At 57.5% G+C, this 24,994-nt stretch carries 30 protein-coding genes and 1 riboswitch; of the genes, 15 read left to right on the top strand and 15 right to left on the bottom strand.

Going from position 1 to position 24,994, the window contains the following annotated elements:
* Positions 1-37: 37 nt before the first annotated feature.
* The 5 genes from SLH47_RS19080 (at position 38) to aat (ending at position 4,106) form a co-directional block, all read left to right on the top strand.
* A complete protein-coding gene (locus tag SLH47_RS19080; RefSeq protein ID WP_320241740.1) occupies positions 38-787 on the top strand; it encodes an ABC transporter ATP-binding protein in 750 nt (249 codons plus the stop codon).
* A gap of 112 nt (positions 788-899) precedes the next feature.
* Entirely contained in the window at positions 900-1,346 is a 447-nt protein-coding gene (locus SLH47_RS19075) for a hypothetical protein (protein ID WP_320241738.1), read from the top strand.
* A 227-nt stretch (positions 1,347-1,573) separates the two neighbouring features.
* On the top strand, positions 1,574-2,083 hold the full coding sequence (gene accB, locus SLH47_RS19070) for an acetyl-CoA carboxylase biotin carboxyl carrier protein (RefSeq protein WP_320241737.1): 510 nt from the start codon (positions 1,574-1,576) through the stop codon (positions 2,081-2,083).
* An 11-nt stretch (positions 2,084-2,094) separates the two neighbouring features.
* Positions 2,095-3,441: an acetyl-CoA carboxylase biotin carboxylase subunit gene (accC, locus tag SLH47_RS19065; RefSeq protein ID WP_320241735.1), complete on the top strand. Its 1,347-nt coding sequence runs from the start codon at positions 2,095-2,097 to the stop codon at positions 3,439-3,441.
* A gap of 5 nt (positions 3,442-3,446) precedes the next feature.
* The gene (gene aat, locus SLH47_RS19060; protein WP_320241734.1) at positions 3,447-4,106 is read left to right on the top strand and encodes a leucyl/phenylalanyl-tRNA--protein transferase; all 660 of its coding nucleotides are present in this window, start codon (positions 3,447-3,449) and stop codon (positions 4,104-4,106) included.
* On the opposite strand, the gene SLH47_RS19055 is transcribed toward aat, so the two are convergent.
* From SLH47_RS19055 to SLH47_RS19035, 5 genes are all read right to left on the bottom strand, one after another.
* Positions 4,061-4,423 (bottom strand): DUF2155 domain-containing protein, encoded by a 363-nt coding sequence (locus SLH47_RS19055; RefSeq protein ID WP_320241733.1) that lies wholly within the window; start codon positions 4,421-4,423, stop codon positions 4,061-4,063. The two genes, aat and SLH47_RS19055, sit on opposite strands and share 46 nt — an antisense overlap.
* Before the next feature lie 9 nt (positions 4,424-4,432).
* A complete protein-coding gene (locus SLH47_RS19050; protein WP_320241732.1) occupies positions 4,433-4,816 on the bottom strand; it encodes an NADH:ubiquinone oxidoreductase subunit NDUFA12 in 384 nt (127 codons plus the stop codon).
* Between the two features lie 62 nt (positions 4,817-4,878).
* Positions 4,879-5,262: a RidA family protein gene (locus SLH47_RS19045; protein WP_320241731.1), complete on the bottom strand. Its 384-nt coding sequence runs from the start codon at positions 5,260-5,262 to the stop codon at positions 4,879-4,881.
* Positions 5,263-5,286: 24 nt separating this feature from the next.
* Entirely contained in the window at positions 5,287-6,552 is a 1,266-nt protein-coding gene (gene clpX, locus SLH47_RS19040) for an ATP-dependent Clp protease ATP-binding subunit ClpX (protein ID WP_320241729.1), read from the bottom strand.
* A gap of 124 nt (positions 6,553-6,676) precedes the next feature.
* Positions 6,677-7,297, bottom strand: a complete 621-nt coding sequence (locus SLH47_RS19035; RefSeq protein ID WP_320241727.1) for an ATP-dependent Clp protease proteolytic subunit — start codon at positions 7,295-7,297, stop codon at positions 6,677-6,679.
* A 132-nt stretch (positions 7,298-7,429) separates the two neighbouring features.
* On the opposite strand from SLH47_RS19035, the gene SLH47_RS19030 reads away from it, so the two are divergent.
* The 3 genes from SLH47_RS19030 to SLH47_RS19020 are packed head-to-tail and all read left to right on the top strand — an operon-like array spanning position 7,430 to position 9,025.
* Positions 7,430-7,747: a metalloregulator ArsR/SmtB family transcription factor gene (locus tag SLH47_RS19030; RefSeq protein WP_320241726.1), complete on the top strand. Its 318-nt coding sequence runs from the start codon at positions 7,430-7,432 to the stop codon at positions 7,745-7,747.
* Complete coding sequence (locus SLH47_RS19025; RefSeq protein ID WP_320241724.1) at positions 7,744-8,193, top strand: SRPBCC family protein; 450 nt, start codon at positions 7,744-7,746, stop codon at positions 8,191-8,193. Before SLH47_RS19030 ends, SLH47_RS19025 begins: the two co-directional genes overlap by 4 nt.
* Before the next feature lie 52 nt (positions 8,194-8,245).
* Entirely contained in the window at positions 8,246-9,025 is a 780-nt protein-coding gene (locus tag SLH47_RS19020) for a fumarylacetoacetate hydrolase family protein (RefSeq protein ID WP_320241722.1), read from the top strand.
* Between the two features lies 1 nt (position 9,026).
* Here the strand turns inward: SLH47_RS19020 and folE2 are convergent, their stop codons facing one another.
* Together folE2 and metZ are read right to left on the bottom strand one after the other, a co-directional pair.
* Positions 9,027-10,130 carry a GTP cyclohydrolase FolE2 gene (gene folE2 / locus SLH47_RS19015; RefSeq protein WP_320241720.1) on the bottom strand — a complete coding sequence of 368 codons (1,104 nt, stop codon included), beginning with the start codon at positions 10,128-10,130 and terminating at the stop codon, positions 9,027-9,029.
* Positions 10,131-10,304: 174 nt separating this feature from the next.
* The gene (gene metZ / locus SLH47_RS19010; RefSeq protein WP_320241718.1) at positions 10,305-11,480 is read right to left on the bottom strand and encodes an O-succinylhomoserine sulfhydrylase; all 1,176 of its coding nucleotides are present in this window, start codon (positions 11,478-11,480) and stop codon (positions 10,305-10,307) included.
* 62 nt (positions 11,481-11,542) lie between these two features.
* A riboswitch (SAM riboswitch) is annotated at positions 11,543-11,620 on the bottom strand.
* 84 nt (positions 11,621-11,704) lie between these two features.
* Here metZ and SLH47_RS19005 point away from each other — a divergent pair.
* Both SLH47_RS19005 and SLH47_RS19000 read left to right on the top strand, forming a co-directional pair.
* Positions 11,705-12,412, top strand: a complete 708-nt coding sequence (locus tag SLH47_RS19005) for a glutathione S-transferase N-terminal domain-containing protein (protein ID WP_320241716.1) — start codon at positions 11,705-11,707, stop codon at positions 12,410-12,412.
* A 60-nt stretch (positions 12,413-12,472) separates the two neighbouring features.
* The gene (locus SLH47_RS19000; RefSeq protein ID WP_320241714.1) at positions 12,473-12,802 is read left to right on the top strand and encodes a hypothetical protein; all 330 of its coding nucleotides are present in this window, start codon (positions 12,473-12,475) and stop codon (positions 12,800-12,802) included.
* 114 nt (positions 12,803-12,916) lie between these two features.
* Here SLH47_RS19000 and SLH47_RS18995 read toward each other — a convergent pair whose 3' ends face one another.
* From SLH47_RS18995 to SLH47_RS18980, 4 genes are all read right to left on the bottom strand, one after another.
* Complete coding sequence (locus SLH47_RS18995; protein WP_320241713.1) at positions 12,917-13,528, bottom strand: inner membrane-spanning protein YciB; 612 nt, start codon at positions 13,526-13,528, stop codon at positions 12,917-12,919.
* 87 nt (positions 13,529-13,615) lie between these two features.
* Positions 13,616-14,542 carry a hypothetical protein gene (locus SLH47_RS18990; protein ID WP_320241712.1) on the bottom strand — a complete coding sequence of 309 codons (927 nt, stop codon included), beginning with the start codon at positions 14,540-14,542 and terminating at the stop codon, positions 13,616-13,618.
* On the bottom strand, positions 14,539-15,753 hold the full coding sequence (gene ftsY, locus SLH47_RS18985; protein WP_320241710.1) for a signal recognition particle-docking protein FtsY: 1,215 nt from the start codon (positions 15,751-15,753) through the stop codon (positions 14,539-14,541). Before ftsY ends, SLH47_RS18990 begins: the two co-directional genes overlap by 4 nt.
* A gap of 79 nt (positions 15,754-15,832) precedes the next feature.
* Positions 15,833-17,518 (bottom strand): NAD(P)H-dependent oxidoreductase subunit E, encoded by a 1,686-nt coding sequence (locus tag SLH47_RS18980; RefSeq protein ID WP_320241708.1) that lies wholly within the window; start codon positions 17,516-17,518, stop codon positions 15,833-15,835.
* A 153-nt stretch (positions 17,519-17,671) separates the two neighbouring features.
* On the opposite strand from SLH47_RS18980, the gene SLH47_RS18975 reads away from it, so the two are divergent.
* Genes SLH47_RS18975 through SLH47_RS18960 form a run of 4 tightly spaced genes read left to right on the top strand, consistent with a single transcriptional unit; the run spans position 17,672 to position 20,270 of the window.
* The gene (locus tag SLH47_RS18975) at positions 17,672-18,676 is read left to right on the top strand and encodes an alkane 1-monooxygenase (protein WP_320241706.1); all 1,005 of its coding nucleotides are present in this window, start codon (positions 17,672-17,674) and stop codon (positions 18,674-18,676) included.
* Complete coding sequence (locus SLH47_RS18970; protein WP_320241704.1) at positions 18,669-19,055, top strand: hypothetical protein; 387 nt, start codon at positions 18,669-18,671, stop codon at positions 19,053-19,055. Before SLH47_RS18975 ends, SLH47_RS18970 begins: the two co-directional genes overlap by 8 nt.
* A complete protein-coding gene (locus SLH47_RS18965; protein ID WP_320241702.1) occupies positions 19,052-19,444 on the top strand; it encodes a hypothetical protein in 393 nt (130 codons plus the stop codon). The genes SLH47_RS18970 and SLH47_RS18965 overlap by 4 nt, the downstream gene beginning before the upstream one ends.
* Entirely contained in the window at positions 19,428-20,270 is an 843-nt protein-coding gene (locus SLH47_RS18960) for an aminoglycoside phosphotransferase family protein (protein WP_320241700.1), read from the top strand. The genes SLH47_RS18965 and SLH47_RS18960 overlap by 17 nt, the downstream gene beginning before the upstream one ends.
* Here the strand turns inward: SLH47_RS18960 and xseA are convergent.
* A complete protein-coding gene (gene xseA, locus SLH47_RS18955) occupies positions 20,262-21,764 on the bottom strand; it encodes an exodeoxyribonuclease VII large subunit (RefSeq protein ID WP_320241698.1) in 1,503 nt (500 codons plus the stop codon). The genes SLH47_RS18960 and xseA overlap by 9 nt on opposite strands.
* A complete protein-coding gene (locus SLH47_RS18950; protein WP_320241696.1) occupies positions 21,765-22,355 on the bottom strand; it encodes a hypothetical protein in 591 nt (196 codons plus the stop codon). It abuts the gene before it with no gap.
* A 143-nt stretch (positions 22,356-22,498) separates the two neighbouring features.
* On the opposite strand from SLH47_RS18950, the gene purD reads away from it, so the two are divergent.
* Complete coding sequence (gene purD, locus SLH47_RS18945) at positions 22,499-23,761, top strand: phosphoribosylamine--glycine ligase (protein WP_320241695.1); 1,263 nt, start codon at positions 22,499-22,501, stop codon at positions 23,759-23,761.
* 81 nt (positions 23,762-23,842) lie between these two features.
* On the opposite strand, the gene SLH47_RS18940 is transcribed toward purD, so the two are convergent.
* Positions 23,843-24,349, bottom strand: a complete 507-nt coding sequence (locus tag SLH47_RS18940; protein ID WP_320241694.1) for a CarD family transcriptional regulator — start codon at positions 24,347-24,349, stop codon at positions 23,843-23,845.
* Positions 24,350-24,557: 208 nt separating this feature from the next.
* On the bottom strand, positions 24,558-24,893 hold the full coding sequence (fdxA, locus tag SLH47_RS18935) for a ferredoxin FdxA (RefSeq protein ID WP_320241693.1): 336 nt from the start codon (positions 24,891-24,893) through the stop codon (positions 24,558-24,560).
* Between the last annotated feature and the right edge of the window lie 101 nt (positions 24,894-24,994).

The following is a 24,994-nucleotide window of genomic DNA, read 5'->3' as shown; positions in this document are numbered from 1 at the left end:
AACTTTCTGCGAAAGTTTGTCACCGCCGGAGGCAAAAATGAACGCACCTTTCAACAAGCACGCTAATAACGCGGCCACCCATCCGGCCTATCTAAGCATCTGGGAAATTGAGGCCTACTATGGCGAAAGCTACATCGTTCAGAACATCAGCTTTAACATCCACGAAGGTGAAATCCTTGCACTTTTGGGCCGGAACGGTGCGGGCAAGACGTCGACGCTGCGCACCATCGCGCGGCTTGACGACCCCAACTTGACGCATGGCGAAATCTGGCTGGACCACAAGCCACTCCACGAAATGAAGTCGCATGAGGCGGCACAAAATGGCATTGCACTTGTGCCAGAGGATCGGCGGATCATCCCCGGCCTGACAGTTGAGGAAAACCTGCAACTCGCGCAAATCGCGCCACCGCATGGCTGGTCACTCGACCGGCTTTATGATCTGTTCCCGCGCCTGGGCGAACGGCGCAAGCAAGAGGGTGTGACGCTTTCGGGTGGTGAACAGCAGATGCTATCCATCGCGCGCGCTTTGGCGCGCGATATCAAGGTTTTGCTGCTGGATGAGCCCTATGAAGGCCTGGCACCGGTCATCGTACAAGAGATTGCGCAGACCTTGGGCATGATCCGTGACCAGGGCATCACGACTGTCATTGTGGAACAGAACGCTGTCGCCGCGCTCAAATTGGCAGACCGCGCCGTTATCCTGGACACCGGCACTGTCGTATTCGATGGATCCGCGCAAGAGGTTCTCGATGATGAAGCGCTACGCGCGCAATATCTGGCAATCTGACCACTTCAAACTTAGCTAAAATCTAAGATGTTTCGCGGATGCGCCTTTACGAACTGTTAGGGCGTATTTGCGATTCTTAAGGCAAGTTAATCGTGGATTGGAGCTTGAGCAGATGGATACAACACTCACCTTCGCCCCAAAGACTGTTGCCGCTGTGCCTTATGTGGCAGAACGTGAAATTCCGCGGGACACGAAAGTTCCCGTGGTCAAAGGGTTCGAAGGGGCGGCGACCCTACCAGCGAACAAACCCTTCGTGGCGCAGGTTGTAAATGCGCGGCTGTCCGGAACCGATTTTCCTGAACAACCCGCTGAAATTGCACCATCCGAGCGGACATTGCGCCCCTATGGCACACCAATGCTGCCCTCGGAAGAGCGGCCTCAACCCGTCGCGGCGGAAGAGCCCGCTGACGTCGCAGCTGAACGCGTGGCGGCGGCTGAGGCGAGAGAGAAAGCTGACGAAACTGCACAGGCTGATAGGGCTGAAACCCGCAGTTCTGATCAATCCGATGATGAGAGATTTGTTGACGACAACGAAACTAAGGTGAATGACGACGCCTAGCATCGTATCGGCCTTGCCTCCAAGACAGGTTTTCTCGAGATCGATTGGGGTCGGCCTCTAGACTGTCATGAAATCTAAATGCCTGAGCCCGGTTTTCAGATTTCGATCAGGCGTCACTTTTCAATCCTCTGCTGCTTCCCACCCTCGCAGGCTTGCCCTATAAGCGAACGGCGTGTGTGACGTTGCGTCGCAAACGCCAGGCAAAAGGGCAACGGGCCGAGGACAAGATGAGCAAAACCACCCCCCACGACAGTGACGTCAGCTTTATTCAGGCTTTGGCAGAGCTGTTGCGCGAAAACGACCTGACCGAATTGCAGGTCAAGCGGGATTACGGCGAAAACGACAGCTTGAATGTGCGGGTAAGTCGGCAATCTCAGACGGTGGTTCACACAAACGTGCCCGCAGCCGCTCCCATCGCAGCCCCGGTGGCCGCCACGGCCGCCCCCGCGCCGTCAGCTACTCCCGCCTCCGCACCGAGTGAGCCTTCGGACCCCGCGAACCATCCCGGCGCTGTGACATCGCCGATGGTCGGCACGGTCTACGTGGCGCCTGAACCGGGCGCGCCACCCTTCATCACCACCGGCGCCACCGTCAAGGAAGGTGACACGCTGGTGATTATCGAAGCGATGAAAACCATGAACCATATCCCTGCCCCACGCGCAGGCACGATCAAAAGGATCATGGTTGAAGACGGTGGCGCCGTTGAATTCGGTGCGCCACTTGTGATCATCGAATAGGCGCGGGGCACATGTTCGAGAAGATCCTGATCGCAAACCGGGGCGAAATCGCCCTTCGCGTGGTGCGCGCCTGTCGCGAAATGGGCATCAAATCGGTGGCTGTCCATTCGACGGCGGACGCCGATGCGATGCATGTGCGCATGGCGGATGAGGCGATTTGTATTGGCCCACCCTCCTCCTCGCAAAGCTACCTGTCATTCCCGGCTATCATTTCGGCCTGCGAGATAACCGGGGCACAGGCGATCCATCCGGGCTATGGCTTTCTGTCGGAAAACGCGTCGTTCGTGCAGGTGGTCGAGGATCACGATATCACCTTTATCGGCCCCACCGCGGAACATATCCGCATCATGGGTGACAAGATCACCGCCAAGGACACGATGAAGGAACTGGGTGTGCCATGCGTGCCTGGATCCGATGGTGGCGTGCCGACGCTGGACGACGCAAAGCGTATCGGCGAAGAAATCGGTTATCCTGTGATCATCAAAGCCACAGCAGGCGGCGGTGGACGCGGCATGAAGGTCGCGCAGACGGCCGACGATATGGAACAGGCGTTCATGTCCGCGCGGGCCGAAGGCAAAGCCGCTTTTGGCAATGATGAAGTCTATATTGAGAAATACCTGACCACGCCGCGCCATATCGAAATTCAGGTCTTTGGCGATGGCAAGGGCAACGCAGTGCATCTGGGCGAACGCGACTGCTCGCTCCAACGGCGCCACCAGAAGGTGTTTGAAGAGGCCCCAGGCCCCTGCATCACACCCGAACTGCGCGCCAGGATCGGCAAGGTCTGCGCCGATGCCGTGGCCAAGATCAACTATATCGGCGCGGGTACCATCGAATTTCTGTTCGAAAACGGTGAGTTCTACTTCATCGAGATGAATACCCGCCTGCAGGTCGAACACCCGGTGACGGAGAGCATCTTTGGCGTCGATCTGGTGCGCGAGCAGTTGCGTGTGGCCTCAGGCCTGCCGATGTCATTCGCTCAAGATGACCTTCAGATCGACGGTCATTCGATTGAGGTGCGCATCAATGCGGAAAAGCTGCCGAATTTCGCGCCCTGCCCCGGCACGATCACGCAATACCATGCACCCGGCGGTTTGGGTGTGCGTATGGATAGCGCGCTTTATGACGGCTACCGCATTCCGCCCTATTACGACAGCCTGATCGGCAAACTGATCGTGCATGGCCGCGACCGGCCTGAGGCGCTGGCACGGCTGGGCCGCGCCTTGGGTGAGCTGATTGTCGATGGTGTGGATACCACCGTGCCTCTTTTTCATGCGCTGCTTGCGGAAGAGGCCGTCCAAACCGGGGACTACAATATTCACTGGCTTGAACACTGGCTGGAACAAAACCTAAGCTAAGTGGCGTGAAAGACCTTGATCCACCGCTGACGCCAGAGCTTTTGTTGCAGGCCTATCAGGTCGGCATCTTCCCCATGTCTGAGGGGCGCAACGACCCGGAAGTGTTCTGGGTCGACCCGAAGATGCGCGGGGTGTTCCCGCTTGACGGCTTCCGTATATCGCGCAGCCTGGCGAAAACCATGCGGCGGGGCCATTTCATGGTCACCGCTGATGCCGCATTTCTTGATGTGATGCGCGGCTGCGCGGATCGGGATGAGACCTGGATCAACGATACGATCATCGAGCTTTACTCGGCGCTTTTTGCCGAAGGATATGCCCATTCGGTTGAGGTCTGGGAAGACGGTGCGCTTGTCGGCGGCGTTTACGGTGTGTCGATCAAGGCCGCCTTCTTTGGTGAAAGCATGTTCAGCAAGGCGACCGATGCATCAAAAGTGGCGCTCGCCTATCTTGTCGACCGTCTGCGGGTTGGTGGGTTTCAGCTGTTCGATACTCAATTCCTGACACCTCATCTGGCCTCCTTGGGCGCGGTTGAGATACCGCGCGCGGCGTTCCAGAAACGTTTGCGTGAGGCATTGTCGGTCGAGGCGTCGTTTTCAGCGCAGGGTCTGACCCCCGCCGCTCAGGATGTCATACAGCGCAATGCCCAGATATCGTATCGGGGATGATCCATCGCCTCTAGCGCCGGCGATGAGGCCAGCATCCATCCGTTAAAGATCGGCGTGGGATCATCGCGATAGGTCACGAAAATCTCGACATAGGCGTCACCAGACGGGTTCGCCGCAGGGTAGCGGCATTGCCGCAAAGTCACCGATAGGAATCCAAGGCGGCTGGTTTCGCCGCTTTGCAGTGAAAGATCGGTCACCTCGCCCGTCAATTTGTCGAGCACGCGCAACTCGCCGCCCGGCGCGGTTACGGCCTCGTCTTGAGCCAAAGCGACTGTCGCAGTTCCCAGCGAAAGGATCAGCGCGAAAAAACGCAGCATCACTTGCCCCTATTCAGGTGACCATGCCTCGTAGTCGGACCGTTCGACAGGTGCCGCCTTGCGGATCGAGCCTGCGGGTGCATAGGCCGCCATCGTGCCGGTCAGGTTTTCCTGATGCGGCTGTTCCCAGGACTTACGGCGCAAGTTGCCTTCGGTCGGTGGTTCATCCCAAGTGTGGTGCAACCAGCCATGCCATTCAGGGCTCACACGCGAGGCTTCGTTCTCGCCGTCATAAATGACCCAGCGGCGCGTGTCGTCGGCATTGCGATAATAAACGTTTCCCTGATCATCCTCGCCCACCTTTTCACCATGGCGGCGGGTCCAGATCTGGGTGCCAAAGGATTGCCCATCCCACCATGTGAATATGCGTTTGATATTGTGACCAAGGCCCATGGCGCGTCTCCGATTATCGCTGGTTTATCCATGCACCAAAGGCTGCAAAAGGTCCATAGCGGTCACGGGGCGACGCGCGCGGTCACCTCAATCTCGATCTTCATTTCGAGGTTTTGCAGGCCGGCCGAAATCATCGTTGCTGCCGGCTTGGCTTTGGCAAAGGCTGTGGACGTGATCGGCCAGCATTTATGCCATTCAGAAGGATCCGGGACGATATAGTTCACCCTGACCACATGATCGAGCCCGCTTCCCGCTTCCTCAAGCGCCCCGGCAATCGTTGCCAGAGCATTCTCGCACTGCGTCTCGATGCTGTCAGGCATGATCATGGTAGCATAGTCATAACCGGTTGTCCCGGCGACAAACACCCAACCATCTGCCACAACGGCGCGGCTATAGCCGATCTGCTCTTCAAACGGGGAACCGGTTGAGATGTGGCGGACGCTCATGAGGTGTCACACGAAAGCTCTGACCTAGCTTGCGGTCGCAGGCTCTTTCTTCTTGCCATCATCGTGGATCATCAGCGGCGCGACGTCAGAGGTCACAGCCTCTTCATTCACGACAACTTCGGTCACCGTATCCATACCCGGCAGATCGAACATCGTATCAAGTAGGATGTCTTCCATGATCGACCGTAGGCCTCGTGCACCGGTTTTGCGCTCAATCGCGCGTTTGGCAATCGCGCCCAATGCATCGTCGGTGAATGTCAGTTTGGTATCTTCCAGCTCAAACAGACGCTGATACTGCTTGACCAACGCATTCTTTGGTTGGGTCAGGATCGTGATCAGCGCCTCTTCATCCAGATCGGTCAAGGTCGCGATCACTGGCAGACGACCCACAAATTCGGGGATGAGGCCGAATTTCAGCAGATCCTCCGGCTCCAGATCCGTGAAAATCTCACCAATGCCGCGCTCGTCATCCTCGCGCACGTCCGCGCCAAAGCCCATGGCAGAGCCCTTGCCGCGCTGCGCGATGATCTTGTCGAGGCCCGCAAAAGCACCGCCACAAATAAACAAGATGTTCGTCGTATCCACTTGCAGGAATTCCTGCTGGGGATGCTTGCGACCACCTTGCGGCGGTACGGACGCAACTGTGCCTTCCATGATCTTCAAAAGCGCCTGCTGCACGCCCTCACCCGAGACATCGCGTGTGATGGACGGGTTGTCGGACTTCCGAGTGATCTTGTCGACCTCGTCGATATAGACGATGCCGCGCTGTGCACGTTCGACATTGTATTCAGAGGCCTGCAGCAGTTTGAGGATAATGTTCTCAACATCCTCCCCCACATAGCCTGCTTCGGTCAGGGTCGTGGCATCCGCCATGGTGAAAGGCACATCAAGGATACGTGCGAGCGTCTGCGCCAGCAAAGTCTTGCCGCAACCTGTCGGCCCGATCAGCATGATGTTCGATTTCGCCAACTCTATATCGGACTTATCGGCGTGGTTCAGGCGCTTGTAATGGTTATGCACCGCAACAGAGAGCACGCGCTTGGCATGCAGCTGACCGATCACATAATCGTCAAGCACGTGACAAATCTCGGTTGGGGTCGGCACGCCATCGCCAGATTTCAGGCCGGCGGTCTTTGTCTCTTCGCGGATGATGTCCATACAAAGCTCAACACATTCATCGCAGATGAACACTGTTGGCCCGGCAATGAGCTTGCGCACCTCGTGCTGGCTTTTGCCACAAAAGCTGCAATACAAGGTGTTCTTGCTGTCGTTACCGGATGTATTCGCCATCTAAAACCTCTTCGCCAATTTGGCGGGTCAAACATAATTCGGGCTGCCCTGCCGTAACACTAGGACAGCCCGCCGAGGTCCACAATGTCAAAATGATTATGTGGACGGGGCGTAAATAAACCGTTTACTCATCAGATTTCGGACGATTTTCGACGATTTCGTCGATAAGGCCCCATTCTTTGGCTTCTTCAGGCGACATGAAGTTGTCGCGTTCCAACCCGGCTTCGACCTTTTTGAGGGTATTTCCGGTATGTTTGACGTAGATTTCGTTCAGCCGCGTCTTGAGTTTTTGCGTCTCAGCAGCGTGGATCATGATGTCAGTCGCCTGACCCTGATAGCCGCCGGACGGCTGGTGCACCATCACTCGCGAATTGGGCAACGAAAACCGCATGCCAGGCTCGCCTGCAGTCAACAAAAGCGAGCCCATTGAGGCCGCCTGCCCGATCACCAGCGTGCTGACCTTTGGTTTGATGTATTGCATCGTGTCATAAATCGACAGGCCCGAAGTTACGACACCGCCGGGGCTGTTGATATACATGCTGATCTCTTTCTTCGGATTCTCCGATTCCAGGTGCAGCAGCTGGGCCACGATCAACTGGCTCATCCCGTCATGGACGGGGCCATTGACGAACACGATCCGCTCTTTGAGCAGTCTTGAGAAAATATCATATGCCCGCTCACCACGTGCGGTCTGCTCAACCACCATGGGAACAAGGTTCATATAGGTTTCGGCGGGATCTTGCATATTTACTGCCTCACATTTGGACGAGTGCCGTCCTACTTCAAATATCCTGACAGAGTCTTAGTGTTGGGGGTCAGGGGCTTCAAGGGGACACGAAACCTTTGACGAATCGTAAGTCACAGCTTACGGTAAGTCATGGCTTATCAAGATGCAATCACCGCACTCGCCGATCCGACCCGCCGCGTGATAATCGAAAAACTGCGCCGCGGGCCATTGCCCGTTGGCGCGATTGCAGCGGGCATGGAGGTCAGTCGCCCCGCCGTCAGTCAGCATTTACGTGTCCTTTCGGATGCGGGCCTGCTTGCCGTGAGACCCGAAGGGAACCGGCGGCTTTATGCAATCGCGCCGGATGGGGTCGATGAGTTGCGGCGGTATCTGGACACATTATGGGATGACGCGCTGGCCGGGTTCGCCCGCGCGGCCGAGGAAAAAGCGAAAGGAAACGCCAAATGAAAGACCCGATCAAGAAGACCTTGACCGTGCCGCTCAGTGCTGCGGACGCATTCGCACTTTTCACCACCGAGATGGACACCTGGTGGCCGAAAGATCCGTTTTCCGTCAAGGGGGCGAAGTCCACAGTAACTTTCCCTGATCACAAGAACGGCGACATTGTCGAAACGGGCGAAGATGGGTCCAAGAATGTCTGGGGCACGCTCATCGCTTATGAGCCGGGCAAGTACCTCGCCTTCTCATGGCATCCCGGTCGCGCGCCTGAAGAGGCGACGATGGTCACCGTCTCATTCACCGAAACAGAGGATGGCACGCGCTGTGATCTGACCCATGGCGGGTTTAATATTCTGGGCGACACCGCCGATGCCGTCAGTACCAGCTACCTGCGCGGATGGGACATGGTGCTTGGCTGCTATGCCAGCGCGGCCAAGATACCTGCCGTCGCGTAAGCATCAGCCCTTGCGGCGGTTTCGCTAAAGTTGCACGTTCCCGGCCAAAAGCATGGCTGGGAGACAACAGATGGAATGGGCGCGCATTCGGGCTGACAATGGCACTGAAGTAACAGGTGTTGTTGAGGATGGTATGCTCCATCCTCGCGCGGCCTTAGGATCGGCTGAAAGTGCCGGCGGCCCAATTCCGCTGGCAGGTGCAACACTCCTGCCCCCTTGCATTCCCGGCAAATTCATTGGCCTCTGGAACAATTTCAAAGCGGCTGCAGAGCGTAATGGCTGGGACACCCCCGAACACCCGCTTTACTTCCTCAAACCGCTGTCATCGCTTGCAGGCCCCGGAGCGACGGTCACGCTTGCACCCGATCTCGGCCGCGTCCTGTTCGAGGGTGAGTTGGGCATTGTCATCGGCAAAACCTGCAGCCATGTCAGCGTGGAAGAGGCCGCAGAGGCCATCTTTGGCTATACCTGCGTCAACGACATCACTGCCCTGGACATTCTGAACGCCGACCCATCCTTCCCGCAATGGACGCGTGCGAAAGGCTTCGACGGTTTCGGCGTGATCGGTCCGGTGATCCAGACAGATGTGAACTGGGAAGACCTCACCGTCAAAGTCATGGTGGGCGAGCGGGAGCGTCAGTCTTATCCTGCCAATGACATGATCATGTCACCTGCCCAGATCGTTAGCAAACTGTCCGCCGACATGACCCTTGAGCCCAGTGACATAATCGCCTGCGGCACATCTATCGGCGCCCGCCCGATCAAGGCCGGGCAAGAGGTGACTGTCGTTGTCGACGGGATCGGCGCATTACCGGTCACCATCGCAGACTGACTTATCCGACGTGGAACAGTGACTGGAACAGTCGCGGATCAAGGCTTTCTGCGGCGAAGGTTTCGCCTTCGGTCAGTACAGATACGGCGTCATGACTATGCAGGCTTTCCTGATGGCTCGCGATCACACGGAAATCCGATATCCGGGTATCCAGCTGTAGTTGCTCGGTAAACAGACGCGCTGCATCCTCAACAAAGATGGGGTTCGCGGCATTCAGTTCGGCAAAGGCCTGTTCATCCTCGCGCTTGACCATCACTTGCGTTTCAGTGGGAACAGCGGCCCGTGCGCGATCAATCAGGTCCTCGAACCACAGCACTTCGGCGCCCTCTTCAAGCAATACCGAAATCCGCGCGACGGAGCGCTGCGAATGCGGCGTAGCGAGCTGACCGCGGAACTGGCGCGCATGCTCGGATAGCTCCAGTGAACACGGGCAGGTTGATGAATAGACATAGTCGAGATGCACGATCTTCTTGCGGACGCCCGCGCTCTCCACCAGTTCAAGTGCGATGTCATAATACTGGTAGCCTGACAGGCCGGACCGCAGGCTTTCGACTTTCATCGGAAAGCTGAACCGCATCTGGATGCGCGCATCGAAGCTCTCAAGATCGCTCTTGTAGGCATCTAGCGCCTTTTCGATCACCGCAAAGCTGAACGTCTCTTCCGCGTGTTTGTAGAAAGTCCGCATGATCCGGGACATGTTGATGCCCTTCTTCTCCGCCTCAAGCGACACCGTCCCGGTCACCGAAGTCTCAAGCGTCAGATCACCGTTGTCGCGCGTGTGAAAGCGGATCGGCAGGCGGAAATTCGAGATGCCGACGTGCTGGATTTGCTGTTGAGCACCGCGGATCAAGCTTGCCGGTCCGTTCTGCAGGTCGGGCATCGACGCTTTGTAAGCGTCATCGACCTCAAAATCCTCTGGGTACGCCCGCGCCAAAGCAGGATAGTTCGACACTTCCTGTCCAGGGATCAAACGAGAGACCAGCGGGTCAAGCGTTGCAACCTCCTCAGCGGTTACATCAACAGCCCAGCGCCGCAGCAAGGCGAGCGCCGCCTCAGCCTCGGCCCGGGTTGGCTCGCGGTCCATATCAGGTGCGTGGATGTTCATCTCTGGCCCCCCAGTCGGTGCGTTAGAACACGCTAGATGGGGCGCCTCTTCGGTATTTCCAATGATATCTTTGTAAATACGCAATAATTCAGGGCGAGGGTCGCTCATCTTTACCACCCGTTCCGGCGTTAAGTTACTTTTCTTTAACCACTTTCCCGCCCCGAGGTCACCCGGTCAAAGTGCGCTGATCGCCCCACGCAAATCCGCCAAAAGGTCTTCAGGATCCTCCAACCCAACGCTGAGGCGGATCAGACCCGGTGTGATGCCAAGCTTTGCCTTCACATCCTCGGCCAGACGCTGATGCGTCGTCGTGGCAGGATGGGTAGCGATGGATTTTGCATCCCCAAGATTGTTGGAGATCGTCACAATCTCCAAAGCATTTAGCAGTTTGAACGCCGCCTCTTGCGACACGGCATCCAGCGCCAGCACCGTACCACCGACGCCCATCTGGCGCATCGTCAACGCATGCTGGGGATGGTCAGGCAGGCCCGGGTAGATCACGTTCTGCAGTTGGCCATCCGCGTTCAGAGCTTGCGCCAGATGCAGCGCAGTTGCCGCCTGCGCCCTGACCCGCAAATCCATTGTTTCTAACCCTTTGAGCATGATCCACGCATTGAATGGCGACATCGCCCCACCTGTATGCTTCAGATAGGGCTCAACCGTGCCACGGATGAACTCCCGCGTGCCAAGGATCACCCCACCCAAGACACGGCCTTGCCCATCGATATGCTTTGTCGCTGAGTAGACAACAACATCCGCACCCTGTGCGACCGCATCCGAAAAGACCGGCGTTGCAAAGACATTGTCCACCACGACTGTCGCTCCAACAGCATGGGCCAGCTTCGACACTGCCGCGATATCAATCACCTCAAGCGTGGGGTTCGAGATGCTTTCAAAGAACACCGCCTTCGTGTCGGGTCTGATCGCCGCCTCCCATTCCGCAAGATCGGTTCCGTCGACAAATGTCACCTCAACACCGTAGCGGGTCAGCACTTCTTCAAGGATGTAGAGACAGGATCCAAACAGCGCCCGCGCCGAGACCACGTGATCACCCGCGCGCAACATCGACGTCAGCGCGCCATTGACCGCCGCCATGCCGGATGCGGTGGCAAAGCCGTCCTCGGTCCCCTCCAAGGCTGCGATCCTGTCTTCGAACATCGCAACGGTTGGATTTCCGTAGCGGGCATAGATGAACTCGTCCTCACCCGCCTTGATAAATCGCGCTTCGGCATCCTCGGCAGTGTCGTAGACGAACCCTTGGGTCAGATAGATTGCCTCGCTGACCTCATTATACTGACTGCGGCGGGTGCCCGCATGAACGGCCTTCGTGCGCTTGTTCCACGTCTTCATTCTCATTCCCTCGCGCGCCATCGCGCATCAAAAAACCCCGATACCGGGCAAAGGTATCGAGGTTCAAAAACCTGCAATCCTCTTTAGCGGCATCTTTAACGTGGCCCGCAATCCGGTAACAAATCGCCACGCACACTGGATAGGCCCGCCCTGCGCCAAGGTCAAGTATTCGGACTTGCGCTTTGGTCGATCATCGCGATGCTGATCTGAAAGAGGAGGCTGGCATGGCACAACCCATTGATCTGTATTTCTGGCCGACACCCAACGGCTGGAAGGTTTCTATCGCGCTGGAAGAGATGGAATTGCCTTATCAGCTTCACCTCGTAGACATTGGCGCGGGCGATCAGTTCAAACCGGATTTTCTGAAAATCGCGCCGAATAATCGCATGCCCGCCATTGTGGATCATGAGGGCCCGGATGGCGCCCCGATCTCGATCTTTGAATCGGGCGCAATCCTTCAATACCTCGCTCGTAAGACTGGGCGGTTTTATGGTGAGACGGAGCGTGATCGCGTCAGCGTTGATCAATGGCTGATGTGGCAAATGGGCGGTTTAGGCCCCATGGCGGGACAGGCACACCATTTCCTGAAATATGCCCCGGCAATGGACCCGCCGAACGACTTGCCCTATGCCAAGGATCGGTATCGCAACGAAACAGCGCGCCTTTATGGGGTTCTGGATAGGCAACTAGCCAATCATGAATGGGTTGCGGGCGATTTCTTTTCGATTGCGGACATGTCGATCTGGGGTTGGGCATCGCTTTGGGAAGGTCAGCAGCAGACGCTTGACGACAAGCCGCACATGGCACGCTGGCTTGAGGCGATGGGCGCACGTCCCGGCGTGCAACGCGGGCGGGCGCTGGCGGCAGAAAAGCGGGGTGATTTTCGCAAAGACAGTGCGGCACAGAACGTGCTCTTCTCGAAAAAATCGTAACGATTTATTAGCGTTGCATTTCTAAGCTTCACGCGTTGAGCATGCGTGAAGGTTTGTAAGATGCAGTACCGTCCACATCGTTATCTGACGCAATATCCCGCAAATCTGCGGACACCCACGGGGCCGCAAAAGGGAAATGTAATTGACGTCAACAATGCCGGAGCGCGTATGCAAGGCCTTCGCGATTTGCGCAGAGGCGACAAGGTGGAGATCGAGATCCTCAATGGCCGCGCCGCCGCGGTCGTACAATGGGCGGCGAATGGCTATATCGGCATCACCTTCCGCCCGCAGATTACAGATGATCAGGTCGATACCTTGCGCTACCGCCGCGACGCGCGCGCCGGTCGCCGCCCCTCATCCCATATGCATGGGTTCGCGGAGATGCGCTAAGCTGTCGGTTGCGCCGCTCTCGCCCTTATTAGCTAGACCCTCACAGAGCACGGACCAGACGCTTGGATCGGTTTACACCGCGAGCGCCGCGCTTTTTGCTTGGTGAAGGTACGGCTAGTCTTTGGCTGTATCTGGCTCTTCGATCAGGTATTTTTGCAGGCCAATGATCTGCACCCACAGGAACACAAAAAGTACCGCCGGAAAGGCGAAGGTTTCCAGCTTCACCCATGTCTCGGTGCTTTGCGTGCGCCAAATGACCTCATTTGCAATCGCGAGACCCGCAAACATCAGAGTCAGCCGCCGAGTGAAAATCATCCAACCTTCGGGCTGCATGGGCAGGAATTCCTCCATCACATATTGCAGGTAACTCTGCCCCCGCACGAGGCCGATGCCCAAGAGCGTCGCCATGAACCCGTAAACGATCGTGGTCTTCATCTTGAAAAACCGCTCATCGTTGAAGTAGGCCGTCAGCGCCCCGAAAAAGATGACCATGAAGGCGGTGAACACCTGCATCCGGCTGAGCTTGCCAGTCATCATCCACAAGATCCCCATCGCCGCCAGCAGGATCGGTACAAAGATCAAAGCCGCGATGATGAACCCGGTATACTCGGTGCCACCAATCGTGAACGTGTTATCCTTGATCCGCAGGTAGATCAGGAAAAAAGCCAGCGTTGGCCCAAGCTCAAGGACCTGTTTCAGAACCGGACTGATCTGTCTCTCCGCCACACGGATCTCCTCATATTTTGGCGGTCACCAAACCGCTCAGTTCCCACTGATATAGGCGAAAACTGCCGCAGTACCACGGAAGCCGCCTCACAAGGGCCCCTTCTCGTAATTCAACGCCACTTCAAGATCCGGCAGGGAGTCCCAAAGATCCGACATCATGTTCGGACCACTGAGCACAGCAAAACCAAAAAGGTTCAAAGGACCGATCCCGCTTTCGCTACGCGCGGCCATGCTGATCCGCCCTTGGGGATGCGGCATGTCACGGATCAATGCCGCCAGGTTAGCGGCACTTTGCGCATCCAGAATCCGTTCTGGCACAGAATCGATAATCGCCATGCCCTCTTGCTTGAGCCGTTCGACTGCTGCGGCGGGGTCTTGTGCGCCATCGAGGAGGCCGAAGATGATTGCTGGCACCACATATTCTTCGAACAAACCATAAGTCTGGATAGTGGCGTTAACTTCGGTGACCTTTCCGCTGCCCAGCGATTGCGCCAGTGCGACCTCATCACTTAGGTCGACATCTTCAAAGGTGCCTGACAAAGCAACCATATTGCCGTAGGCAAACCCCAAACGTGCTTCAATCAATGACACACGCCTCTCGGCGGCATCCCAGTAAGCATCAAAGGTGATATCAACTTGTCGGTTTACCGATTGAACCCGCATCAAATACTCGAGAAGTGGATCACCAATCAGATCCAGATATTGCAGATCTGTGATCTGCATCTGTAGAGCCGTTGGCGGAAGTCCCTCATCCAGGCGCGCATGACCTGCGCTGCGCCAGCGTAATTCTTCAATGCGAATTTCCGTCGAGTTCTCGACCTGAACCTGCAAACCCGTGACTTCGCACCAACCGTCGATGGCGACGGGCCCCTCCTGCAATGCGATGGGCATGATGGAAAATGCCGATGCAGATGCATAGCTGGCAGCGCAGGCCACATCATCCATCGCCGGTGCCGGCTGCGCAAATGCGTGAAAAGGCAGTAGGGCCAGCGCCGCGCAATAAAGCCGTATCACGTGTCTATCCCCACCAAAGCCGCGGCAAACTCGTCGGGGTCGAAAGGCGCCAAATCATCGATCTGCTCGCCCACACCAATCGCATGGATCGGCAAGCCAAATTTATCCGCAAGAGCAACCAGCACACCGCCCTTTGCTGTACCATCCAGCTTGGTCATAACCAGCCCCGACACATCGGCCAATTCCTGAAAGACCTTCACCTGGTTCAGCGCGTTCTGACCTGTCGTCGCATCGAGTACCAACAAGGTGTTGTGCGGCGCATCGGGGTCCTTCTTGCGAATGACACGAACGATCTTAGCCAGCTCCTCCATCAAGTCAGCACGGTTTTGCAGCCGTCCGGCGGTATCAATCATCAAAAGGTCGGCGTTTTCCTCTTGCGCCTGCGTCATCGCGTCAAAGGCAAGGCTCGCCGGATCAGACCCTTCTGGCGCTGTCAAAACGGGTACACCCGCGCGATCACCCCAGACCTGCAATTGTTCCACGGCGGCGGCGCGAAAGGTGTCACCGGCGGCAATCACGACTTTCTTGCCAGCCGCGCGAAACTGACTGGCCAGCTTGCCAATGGTGGTGGTCTTGCCCGCCCCGTTGACCCCGACAACCAGCACCACTTGCGGCTTTTTCGCATATAGCGGCATTGGCTTGGCCACCGCCTCCATGATCTGTGCAACCTCACGTGCCATCAGCGTCTTGATCTCTGCCACAGAGAGTTTCCGCCCCAAGCGTCCTTCGGCCATATTGGCCGTCACGCGCAAGGCCGTATCAACACCCATGTCTGCTGTGATCAGCAGTTCCTCCAACTGTTCGAGCATGTCATCGTCAAGCGTACGTCGCGCGACTGCTTGACCTTCCGAGCGGCCAAACATCCGACCCAGAAGGCCACCCTTTTCAGGTGCCGGAGGGGGCGCCTCTGACAACGGGGCCGCCAAATCGACATCCAGCTTCACGGGTTCAGTCGGCGTCGGAGCGGCCTCTTCTGGTGGCTCTTCGTCTGAAAGCGACGTTTTCGCCGCCTCGTCCACCTCCTCGCGCATCACCTCCGGGGCTGGTTCGGGCTCCGGCGGCGTTTCAAACGTCTCACCCGTGTCTTCGACAATGCTACCAAGATCGGTCTCCGTTTCGTCAGCACCATCCTGCACGATCGCATCCAAGCCTTCATCAATTTTGGATGAAGATCGGAACATCCGTTCTTTGAGCTTTCTGAAAAACGCCATATGCGACCGCCTTAGATCATTGTCACAAATGACCTAATCGCTGGTTGGCCAATTGAAAAGGCCGTAGCATGTGTCGCCGTCAAACCTCATCCTTGAAATGCTGCATGACAAGTTTGATAGGGTTGGGGGCCGCCTGTCCAAGACCGCAGATCGAAGCGTCGGCCATTGCGGCGCACAAATCCTCAAGCAACGGCTGATCCCAGCGATCCGCCTGCATCAGTTTCACAGCCTTTTCGCAACCCACCCGGCACGGCGTGCATTGGCCGCAGCTTTCATCCTCGAAAAACCGCAACATGTTCAGCGCCGCATCCCGCGCGCGATCCTGATCTGACAAAACGACAACGGCAGCAGACCCGATAAACGTCCCCAAAGACTGCAGCGTGTCGAAATCAAGTGGCACGTCATCAATTGATGCAGGCAAAAGACCCGATGATGGTCCGCCGGGCTGGTAGGCCTTGAAGATATGGCCCGCAGCCATACCGCCAGCGGCTTCGATGACATCAAGAATGGTCGATCCCGCAGGCAAAAGATAGACACCGGGCTTGGCCACGCGGCCGGACACGGAGTAAGAGCGCAAGCCAACACGCCCGTTCCTTTCAGTCGTATTCAGCACGTCCGGCCCTTCACGACAGACCCGGGCCACCCAAAGAAGTGTTTCGACATTGTGCACCAGGGTCGGTTGCCCAAAGACACCAACCTGCGCCACAAAGGGTGGGCGATGGCGGGGAATACCGCGCTTTCCTTCGATGCTTTCGATCATCGCGGATTCTTCCCCGCAGATGTAAGCACCCGCACCGCGACGCAGATCGATATAGCCTTCGGCAACGATCCCTGCATCCTCTAATGCCTTGATTTCACGCCGTAAAATCTCAAGCACTGCTGGATATTCGTCACGCATATAGATGTAACAGGTCTCGGCCTCGACAGCCCAAGCAGCGATCAGCATACCTTCAAGGAACAGATGCGGTGTGCGTTCCAGATAGTAGCGGTCCTTGAACGTGCCGGGCTCCCCCTCATCGCCGTTCACCGCAAGATACCGTGGTCCGGGATTGGCACGCACAAAGCCCCATTTCTTGCCGGACGGGAAGCCCGCACCGCCGAGCCCCCGCAAGCCGGACGCAAGCACCTGCTCCTGCACCGCTTCCCAATCTCCACCCGCACGCAGAGAGGCAAGGGTGGCATAGCCACCTGCCGCCCGATAAGCACCGAGATCCTCATAGTCCGGGATCTGCGCATGGGTCGCACCCGCTGCAATTGCTGCATCGACCTTTTCCGGTGTGGCGTGGTCGATATGATTATGCCCAAGCTCCAAAACCGGCGCTGTATCACACCGCCCCATGCAGGGTGCGCGCAACACACGTACTTGTGCCGGATCAAGACCGTTGTCCAAAGCAGCTTTGAGCTCTTGCGCTCCCGCCAATTCACATGAAAGAGAATCGCAAACCCGGATCGTCAGCGCAGGTGGCGGCGTTTCCCCCTCCTTGACCACGTCAAAATGGGCATAGAAGGTCGCGACCTCGTAGACCTCTGCCTGGCTCAGCCGCATCTCTTCCGCCAGTGCCCGCAGATGGGCGGCTGACAAACACCCATACTTGTCCTGGATCAGGTGGAGAAACTCTATCAACAGGTCCCGCCTGCGCGGCGCGTCACCCAGCAAGGCCTGCACCTCGCCCCAGGCCGCATCCTCCAATTGGCGGCCCTTGGGCGTGTGTCGGCCCTTGCCCTTGCCCGATTTCCAGATGCCGTCACGATTGTCCAACGCCATGATGCGCCCCTATGAAAAACACCGCCAAACTATCGCGCGCACAGGCGACAAACCAATCAAAAGCGACACGTTGCGCCGCCAATGCGTTTCTCATCGCATTTGGTCTTATCAATCGCGAAACCAATGCTAACTATACGAAACATGAGATCGGGCATGCCTCTTTTTGCGGTAACAACAATCACACCTGCCGCGTTGATCGGTATCGGCGCTTTCGCTGGCAGCGCATGGATTGTGCTGGCGATCATCTCTCTGACAATCCTGGTCACTTTGCTCGACCGAGTTATTCCTACTGGCGGAATACAGGACGAATCTTCGCGTGGCACATCGCTCAATTTCGCGCTTGCTATCATTCACCTCATCCTCTTGCCGCTTTGCGTGGCGGCATTGGCGGGGGGCTGGTTGACGACGCTGGAAAAGGTGGGGCTCTTCTTTGCTGCTGGCCTCTATTTCGGACAGGTCGGCAATGCGAATGCGCATGAACTGATCCATCGCAGCGGGCGTGGATTGCATCGCTTGGGCATGTGGGTGTACATCTCGCTTTTGTTCGGTCACCACACCTCGGCCCATGTGCTTGTTCACCACCAGCATGTGGCCACGCGAGCCGATCCCAACACATCGCGTAAGGGCGAGAGCCTTTACCGTTACATTCCACGCGCATGGATCGGTTCTTTCCGCGCAGGCTACAGGGCCGAAGCGGCGCGCCTTGCCAAGATCAATCGACCCGCATGGCGCAACCCATATGTGGTTTATGTGGGTGGGGCGGTCGCTTTCATCGTGCTGGCGCTACTCCTGGGCGGCCTCGAAGCGGGCATCGCCTATGTCACCCTTGCCGCCTACGCCCAGATACAGCTTTTGATGTCAGATTACGTGCAGCATTATGGGCTTGAGAGACCTGCAAGGCCCGGCGGCAAACCAGTGACTGTCGGTAATGAACACAGCTGGAACAGCCCGCATTTTCTGTCGTCTGCACTGATGCTGAATGCGACAAGGCATTCAGATCACCACGCGCATCCGTCTCGGGCTTATCCGGCCCTCAGCCTGCCCGACGACGCACCGATGCTGCCCAAGCCATTGCCTCTGATGGCAAGCATCGCGCTCATCCCGCCACTATGGAGACGGATGATGGATCCGCTTGTCGACCGGTGGCGCCATGCGTAGCGTGCTGGCCCTATGTCTCATCGCGAGCACCGCACAGGCGCAAGACGCCATGAACGCAAACGAGTTCGAGGACTACGCCGAAGGCCGCACATTGGGCTACAGCGTGGGTCGCGCAGCACCCTACGGCACCGAACGATACCTGCCGAACCGCCGTGTGATTTGGACAACGATTGACGGGCGCTGCAGCACCGGGTCCTGGTATCCGATCGAGGATCAAATCTGCTTTCTCTACGATGATGACCCAGACGAGAAATGCTGGCACTTCTTTCCCAATGGTGACGATCTGATGGGCATCTTTGAGCAAGGGATCGGTCAACCCTACCGCGTCAGCGTCATAGACCCCAATGATCTATTTGCCTGTGACAGGTTCACCTCATGAGAGCTTGGCTTGTGGCCGTAATCGCAGTGCTTTGCCTGCCCGCCATGGCGCAAGAACCGATGAATGCCGCCGAATTTGATGCTTATGTCACCGGCCGCACGATAACATTTCGCACCGATCTCAATCCGACCTACGGCGTTGAGCAATATCTTCCGGGTCGGCGTGTGATGTGGTCCGCCTTTGACGGGACCTGCCAATATGGTGTGTGGTTCGAAAGCAAGGGCGACATCTGCTTTCGCTATGACCATGATCCCGAACACAAATGCTGGACCATCTTTCTTGATCCAGATGGGCTGCGCGGCGTTTACACAACGCGCGAACCCTATACCGTGATCTTTGAAGTGCCCGACCGGACTGATCCACTGATCTGTGATGACCTTTTCTCCTGAACCTGCAGCGTCAGTTCTGGAAGCATTTAGCGTCGATCAGCCGGTCTTCATTACGCAGACCACGCTGGCCACGATCTGGAAAGTCACGCGCAAAAACCAGGAACGAGCTGCACTGAAAATCTACCACGACCCGACCATTCCCGATGAACGAGCCGGTTTTGACCTGCTTGATGTCTGGCACGGCCAGGGTGCCGCACAGCTTTTTGGGGTCAGGAACGGGGCCGCTTTGCTGGAATGGCTAGACGGGCCAACCTTGGGTGATCTGGCGCGAAATGGGCAACTGGAACAGGCGGATGCGCGCCTTGTCGCTGCGGCGGTTCGACTGCATGAGACGCCTGCGCAGGCAAAACAAGACATGCCTGATCTGGACCGATGGTGCCGCGCCTTGCGCAGAAATGAGCTTCCATCCGCGCTGCCCGAACATGCCCGTCACATTATGCAGCGCGCACGTAAGTTGGCCGATGCGTTGATCACCGAACAAACCGACGTTCGCCCCCTTCATGGCGATTTGCATCACGACAACATCATCTGCAGCCCACGCGGCGATCTGGCATTTGACCCCAAGGGCATTGTGGGGGATAGAGCCTACGAGCTTGCGACCGGTTTTCTCAACCCGGTTGGCGCGCCAGAAACTGTCCGTAACCCGGCTCGTGTCCTTCGACGTTCCGCCATGTGGGGTCAAGCCTTTGATGTAGCGCCTGAGCGGCTGCTTGATTGGGCCGCCATGCATGTGGCACTTTCAGCGGCCTGGCAACTGGATGATGGTCGCATTCCAGATTTTGACATGCTTCATCTACTTTGGGCCGTGCGCGACGGATCAGAATAGGCGGCCTTGCGGATCGGCATTCACCCCAAGGCGACCATCGGCAAATTCGATCTCAAGGTCCCGCGCCACCTTTGCGTCCGCAACATTGGTCACAACCGCCTCGTCGCCGCGTACCACGGCGTATCCGCGTTTGAGCGTTGCGACATATCCCAATGTCTCACGCAGACGATCAAGCGCTGCGAGGCGGGCCACGCGCTCTTGCTGGTCACGAACGGCCTGATCTGCCAGACGGCGGGAGGCCTCGGTGAAGGTCTGCCTTTTCCGCTCCATGGGCGCGCGCAGAATTGTGCTGCGCAGACCGCGCGCCGCACTTTCCAAATCTCTCGCTGCATCTCGCGATCGGCGCTGTAGTGCTGGTGTCAAGCGCCCCGCCAACCCGTCCAGACGGCGACGATCCTCTGCCAGTTTTCGGGTAAGCATATTCGGACGCAAAGCGGCTTCCGACAGCTGCAGCCGCTTTTGCGCCGCGGCTGCGCGCAACGCGTTGGGCAGCCGCTCGCCCAAGTAATCAAGCCTTTGGCGCGGCACGTCGACAAGCGTCTCGGCCTGCGGCAGCGCACGGCCCAGATCGCGCAGGCGCTGCCCACGCTGGGAAATGCCGGAAGACAAGGCTCGGCTCAACCGTGCCCCCTGCCCATCGACCCACGCCAAAAGCTCCATCCGTACTGGCACGGCCAGTTCAGCAGCCGCGGTCGGCGTTGGGGCACGTTGATCGGCAACGTAATCGATCAGCGTTGTATCCGTCTCATGCCCGACAGCCGAGATCAGCGGGATGTCAGAGGCAGCCGCTGCCCGAGCCACGATCTCTTCGTTGAAGCCCCACAGATCCTCCAATGAGCCACCGCCGCGTGCCACAATCAAGAGATCAGGTCGCGGCAAGGCGCCTCCGGGCGTGAGGCGATTGAAGCCCTCAATAGCAGCGGCAACTTCAGGCGCGCATTTCTGCCCCTGAACGGCGACAGGCCAAACAAGCACCTTGCGCGGGAACCGGTCCCGCAGCCGGTGCAGAATGTCACGGATCACTGCCCCCGAAGGAGAGGTCACAACCCCGATGATCTCTGGCAAGTAAGGCAGCGGTTTTTTGCGTTCCGGCGCGAACAGGCCCTCAGCCGCCAATTGCGCCTTGCGCTTTTCCAGCATCGCCATCAAGGCGCCCGCGCCTGCAGGGGCGATATCCTCGATCACCATCTGATACTTTGATTGCCCCGGAAATGTGGTCAGCTTGCCAGTGGCGACCACTTCCATACCCTCTTCCGGGCGGTGGGCGAGGCTTTGCGCACGGCCTTTCCAGATGACACCGGCCAGGACCGCGCGGTCATCTTTCAGATCAAGATAAAGATGCCCCGATGCGGGCCGTGATACACGGCCCACTTCACCGCGCACGCGCACATGGGAAAAACCGCCCTCAATCGCCTTCTTGACCGCTCCAGAGATTTCGGCGACCGTGAATTCCGGCGTATTGTCTGCCGGTTCATCCTCAAAAAGGTCGTTCAATCACTCTGCCTCGACTTTCAGGTTTTGCAGCGGCAGGGACGAGAATTTCCAACGCAGAAACAGCCCGCCGCCCACCACAAATGCCCCAAAAGCCGCAAAAAGGACAGAGCCCATCAGGAACGCGAGCGCGAAAGCCGCCATCCCAACACTCCACATCATGAATTTTGAGACTGTCACCGCCGAGACGTCAGGATCGGGCCAGAATTGCACGTTCGGTCGGCCAAATTCCTGCGCATAATACTCCAGTGTACGTTCATAGGCGGGGTCTTCCTCAACAGGATCGGGTACCGGTGTATGATGGATCGTCCGGCCGATGATACGTGGGCAGAAATCTTCGAAATAGGCGCGCTCATCCTGAATATGAAGTTGCCAGACCAAATCGACGATGGGCGAAGGTGCCAGCGTCTCGCCCGTGCTGCCCACAAGATACATGTAGCGACGATATTCCTCGACCAGCGTATAGCACACATCCACCGAGTGCCCGGTTTCCTCTCCGAGCCGGTCAACCAACGAGCGGGTCAATGGCCGCTCGTGAAAACTATACCCTTCCAGCCGGTGCCAAAGCCGCCGATCCGTCTTCGTACGTTTCATGCCGTGATCTCGCGTTATCACGCCCCCGCGCGCCAGTTTATGCGGAACTCTTCAAATCACCAAGCACCCCATGGCAAAAAACACGCGCTTGTGGTCCTAGAACCGCAAGCCTAGAACGCGTGCAATCAATTGGCGGAGGCGGCATGAATATTCTCATCTTGGGCGGTGGCGGGCGGGAACACAGCCTGGCATGGGCTGTGAAGCAAAACCCCAAATGTGACAGGTTGATCGTGGCGCCCGGGAACGCGGGGATAGCAGCCATTGCTGACTGCGCCGACATCAACATTCTCGATGGTGGAGCCGTCGCTGTTTTTGCTGAGGAAAACGCAATTGATTTCGTGATCGTGGGGCCGGAGGCGCCTCTGGCTTCCGGTGTCGCCGACCGATTGCGTGCTGCCGGGCTTCTGGTGCTTGGCCCAAGCCAGGCTGCCGCCGAACTCGAAGCGTCGAAATCCTTTACCAAAGCGATCTGCGATGCGGCGGGCGCGCCCACCGCCGCCTATGCCCGTTTCACAGATGCCGATGCAGCACGCGCACATATCCGTGAGCAAGGCGCGCCAATTGTCGTGAAGGCCGATGGTTTGGCCGCCGGCAAGGGCGTCACCGTCGCGATGACCGAGGCCGAGGCTCTGGCGGCCATCGATCACATGTTCGATGCGAGCAACGACATGGCCGGGACGACCGTGGTCATCGAAGAATACATGGATGGTGAAGAGGCCTCTTTCTTCGTGCTCTGTGATGGCAAGACATTGTTGCCCATCGGGACTGCACAGGACCACAAACGCGCCTTTGACGGTGATACCGGCCCAAATACTGGCGGCATGGGCGCCTACTCCCCCGCCCCCGTCATGAGTGACGCGGTCACGCAAAAGGCCCTGGATGAGATCGTGGCCCCCACCATGGACGAGATGTCCAAGCGCGGAATACCTTTTCAGGGCGTCTTGTTCTGCGGTTTGATGATCAAAGAGGGCCAGCCGCGTCTGGTGGAATACAATGTCCGCTTTGGTGATCCCGAATGCCAATGCCTGATGATGCGCTTGGGCGGACAGATCCTCGACCTCATGCAGGCTTGCGCCGAAGAGCGTCTGGATGAGATCCAGGTCAATTGGGCCGATGACCATGCGCTGACCATCGTGATGGCGACGAAAGGCTATCCGGGTTCTTACGAAAAAGGCAGCGTGATCAACGGATTGGATAGTCAGCCCGAAGACAGTTTTCACATGGTCTTTCACGCGGGCACCACTGAAAAGGACGGTCAAATCACCGCAACGGGTGGGCGTGTCCTGAACGTCACGGCGCGTGGCGCGACTTTGGCAGAGGCCCATGAAAAGGCCTACGCAATGGCGCAGGGCATTGATTGGGACGAAGGCTTCTACCGTTCTGACATCGGTTGGCGCGCGCTGTAGCGCAAACTGAAAGATCAGTCAGCGCAAACAAAAAGGCCGCGTCTAGATCGACGCGGCCAATTTGTATTGATGCGTCGGGGCTTAAGCCGCCCGGCTCACCAACACGCTGTCAATCTCGGCGGCAGCAGCGGTTTCGTCGTTGCCGGCAACAGCCGCAATCTCACGCGTCAAACGCTCCAAAGCCGCTTCATAAAGCTGGCGCTCAGAATAGCTCTGCTCGCGCTGGTCGTCCTGGCGGTGCAGGTCGCGGACCACTTCGGCAATCGCAATCAGATCGCCTGAATTGATCTTTTGCTCATATTCCTGTGCCCTGCGCGACCACATGGCCTTTTTCACCTTGGCCTTGCCGCGCAGTGTTTTCATCGCATGGCTGACCACATCAGGGGTCGCCAGCGCGCGCATACCCACTTCCACAGCTTTGTGCGTTGGCACGCGGAGCGTCATCTTGTCCTTCTCGAACGCGATGACAAACAGCTCTAGTTCAAAGCCTGCAACCTCTTGTGTTTCGACCGAAACAATCTTGCCTACCCCATGTGCGGGGTAGACGACAAACTGCTCTGGGCTGAATTCGTTTTTCTTCTTACTCATGATCGTCCTTTCATCGCGACCCCCTCACCAAGCGACAAAAAACCGGCGGCAACAAATGTCACCGTCGGGCCGAAGCTGTAATGGACAAGGTCAACTCGTTCGCGTCATTGCGCACAGTATATCATAAAAACGCCACGTTCGAAAGTCAGCCTCTGCACCGCAGCAAGCATCTGAAAACATTGGGTTTACCGCGCTGGTTGGCGACGAATCAACCACCCTCGCCAGGCGCTTCCGAGAAGAGCTCCATCTTACCCTCTTTCCCGTCCATCTCTTCAGCGGTGGGCAGCGGGTCCTTCTTGGTGATGATGACCGGCCACATTTCGGAATACTTGCGGTTGAACTCGACCCACTTTTCCATGTCCGGCTCGGTATCCGGGCGAATGGCGTCAGCGGGGCATTCCGGTTCACACACACCACAATCAATGCATTCATCGGGATGAATGACCAACATGTTCTCGCCCTCATAGAAACAATCGACGGGGCAAACCTCGACGCAGTCGGTGTATTTGCAGGCGATGCAGTTGTCGTTGACGATGTAGGTCATGAAGTGATCCGGCTGTTTAACGACCGTTAGCTATGACAGACATCAGAAACGTTCAAGGTCGAATGGATCACCTTGACGCAACTGCGGCAACGTTGCCCAGA

This window comes from Cognatiyoonia sp. IB215182 (assembly GCF_033963905.1).
Lineage (GTDB): Bacteria > Pseudomonadota > Alphaproteobacteria > Rhodobacterales > Rhodobacteraceae > Yoonia.
The sequence above is the reverse complement of the archived record's forward strand: the minus strand, read 5'-3'. Positions and strand labels throughout refer to the sequence as shown.